The sequence below is a fragment of the Mycobacterium sp. genome (assembly GCF_049673265.1).
Lineage (GTDB): Bacteria > Actinomycetota > Actinomycetes > Mycobacteriales > Mycobacteriaceae > Mycobacterium.
This window is the reverse complement of sequence record NZ_JBATXN010000084.1, coordinates 1-3,194: the sequence shown is the minus strand read 5'-3', so window position 1 is coordinate 3,194 and position 3,194 is coordinate 1. Positions and strand designations below refer to the sequence as shown.

At 64.7% G+C, this 3,194-nt stretch carries 1 protein-coding gene and 1 pseudogene; both read right to left on the bottom strand.

Annotation, left to right across the window (positions count from 1 at the left end; genetic code table 11):
• Positions 1-1,543 (bottom strand): NAD(P)-binding protein (locus tag WBF82_RS02955; protein WP_424381607.1); only part of this gene is annotated, 1,543 nt, incomplete at its 3' end.
• Positions 1,540-3,194 (bottom strand): annotated as a pseudogene (locus tag WBF82_RS02950) (ATP-binding protein); the annotation flags it as partial. The gene WBF82_RS02955 and the pseudogene WBF82_RS02950, both read right to left, overlap by 4 nt.

The following is a 3,194-nucleotide window of genomic DNA, read 5'->3' as shown; positions in this document are numbered from 1 at the left end:
GCATCGAGGACCAGGTATCGAATGGCGGTAGGTAGGCACTGACGGTCGCACCGGGCCTCTTGCAGCCGAGCGACTCCTCGTCCGGCCGGAGCCAGATCTGGAAGGCCTGGGTCGCCACTGTGCGGACGTGTGCCGTCATGTCCCGCCATTCAGCGCTATCCGCGATGAGCTCGCCGGCCACGATCTCGACCATGCCCAGCGACACCGCGAGGACGACGTGGTCGAAATCGATGCCGCTGCGCAGCAACCGTGTTTCGGCGTCGTCCCGCTTTCCGAAATGCGATTCCAGACAACCAATGTCGGTGTGCGGGTCAATCTGGGCGGCCACCGGCGCATTCGGGAAGGCGGGAAGGCCGCTTACTTCGACCAGCGGCGCGTACTGGTCGACGCCGTCCGCGAGTCGGAGCTGCCGGCCCATGGTGATCGCCTCGATGCTGCGATGCGTGGGGTCGAGGTGCAACGCATCGAGGCGATGGAAAAACTCGAACCGGACACCGCGCCGCCGGAGGACTTGATACAGCGGCGCGATCACAACGTCGCCCATTCCGGCGGTCATCTTCCAAAACAGCGCGCCCTTGTAACCGAACAGCATGTTGCCCGTCCACAGCACGGCCAATCCAGCGCCGAACGCGGGCTGGCTTCGGTCGCCGTCGCGATAGCCAAACACCATGTCGTAAAGTCCACGGACCAATGGGAATTCGAGCACATCGGGGTGAGCGCCGTGACGCAGGATCCAGTCGCCGAAGTCCTCGTCGTTGATCGCCCGAAATCCGAGCGGGTTCGTGACCAGGTTGTCAAAAATCAGACCCCGCACAGTAGCCGTCACCAGTGAGAGCAACAGCCATACCCGCTTGCGGTCGGGGTGCCGATCGTCGAGGCCGACGTGGATGGCGTTGAGAACGGCGTCTAGGGAGGCGCTTTGGGCCCGTTGCGAGGGATCGGACATGGCGGCCAGTGTGGCTGTCACAGCGCGCCGGAGCGCCTCGATAGCCCCGACATCCGCGTGTGGGTCGGGCGACGTGGATAGCACCAGAACACTTGTTGGTGCTTTACCCAGCGAGTCAGCGAAATCGAGTATCAGTTGCAGTGCGCGGCGCAGGAATCCGACAACGGTTAGCTCGGGGACGTTTGCATCTGGCTCGCCGGGCAATTCGTCGTTGCGGGCGAACCCGCCCAGCCAGACCGACCAGTCGTGTTGCCTCCGATCGGCCAGGGCAAGGCTGTCGGACGGGATCATGGCCTGTTCCCAGCTGCGGATCGGCGCTTGCGGATCGGTGGTGGCCCGGTCCAGTTCGGCGTAGCACTGGCGAAGCATCGTAAAGGCGTTCTCGTAGGAGCCCAGCCATACGTGCAGGCCGTGTTCCTCGATCCGCCCGTTCTGTCCACGACTGGATGCTGCCTTGCCGCCGAGTCGCCAGCCGCGCTGATAGACGGTGATCGAGTCGAAACGGTCGCGCCAACCCGGTTCGCTGAGTCGCCAGGCGGCACTCAATCCGGCCATGCCTCCACCGAGGATGGCCACCCGACCCCCGGGCCGGCTCACCCGAGCAGGGCCCGCGCCCGCGCCAGCTCAGGCCAGGACTGATCTGATGAGAAACGGCCGACCGTCTCGGCCAGGGCCGCACGCGCGGCCTCGCCGACGAGCCCAAAATCATCTGCCGCGGCTCGTAGTTCGAACGTCAGCGCGTGTTGCTCGCGGGCCAACGCGATGGCCTCGCAAAGGCCAGCATGGCCCGCGTTCTGATCGTCGCGGGTGCGGGCAAGGATGCGCAACAGCTCGCTGTCGTAGAAATGCATTCCGGTCTCGTCCGCGAGCTTCAATGCAATGCCTACACGATCGCGCGCGGCGTCTTGTTGCCCCGCGGCGGTGAGCAGGCGCGCCAGGACTGCGTCGTAGCAAACCAGAAAGACCTTCAGGTCGTAGGCGCGCCAGGTCTGCACGACGGTGGTCATCGCGTCGATATGCGTCTGCAGCGTTGCGGGATCAGGATTGTCGTCGGCAACCGCAGCCAACGACCGCACGGTGGCTCCCTGCGTTGCGGCCACCATTACCCATTCATCAAAGCCGTACTGCTTGCCTAGGTCTGCAAGTTCTGCGACCAGCTCTGCGGCCCGGTCGAGTTGGCCCGCTTCGATGCGTATCCACGTTTCCAGCGACTTTCCATAGGCCAGGCTAAACATGCCATGCGGGAAGCTCACCGATTCACATCGCCGATACGTCTGGGCCAGCGCGGCTTCGGCGCCGGCCAAATCGCCTTGCACGAACCGGGATGTCGCGAGATAGGTGTACAGCGTCGCGATCGGTTCGTTAGGCGCGAACGAGTTGCCTTCCAGCTGGGGGCCCGGCATCTCGCCGGCTACCGTCGCGGCAGCCTCGATGAGACTGCGGGCGCGGGCGAAGTCGCCTTGAAACCAGGCCAGGCCGGCTAACTGGAGTTCGCTCCCGACAAGCATCGACGGCGGCATCTCGGCGAGCCGCGAGCGTATCGACTCGCCCAATAGTGCCGCTCGGTCAAGGTCGCCGCGGGCAAAATAGTAGCTCCACAGCGCGCTCAACGTCGCGTACAGCTGAGAACTCACGTTGTCGCCGATCAGTTGCAGGCAGCGCTCGAATTCCGCAGCGGCTTCGCGACTTGCGTGCCCGGTGGCCACAGTAGCCAGAAATCCGCTCTGCAGTCGGACAGCGACTTCATATTCGTCGCGCTCGGGCCCGGGTGCCAATTGTTCGATGTTCTCCAGTGCCCGGATGAGGTGATTACGGGCCTCATCCAGTGCGCCGCGGTGCCGGGCCACCGCCGACGCCTGTTCGTACGCGGCCGCTGCGGCGGCGTACCGGCTGGCTTCCTCGTAATGGTGTGCGACCGATGCCCATTCGGGATTTCCGGCAGCACACGTCGCGGCCAGTACGTCGCCGATCCGACCGTGCAGCCGTCCCTGCTGGCTGGGCGGAACTAACTCCGCGGCGACCTCGCGCAGGAGTTCATGGCGGAAGCGCCATAGATCGTCCCGAACCGGTTGGAGGATCCGCCTATCGGTGAGTTCTTCGATTCCCTCGTCGATATCGTCTTGCCCCAGGTCGACTACTGATTGCAGCACGCCGCGATCGACGACGCTGCCGATGATTGCGGCCGCCTGCGCAACACGTACCGCGTTGGTGCTGGATGGAAGCCGGGCCAACAGCGCTTCATAAAGGG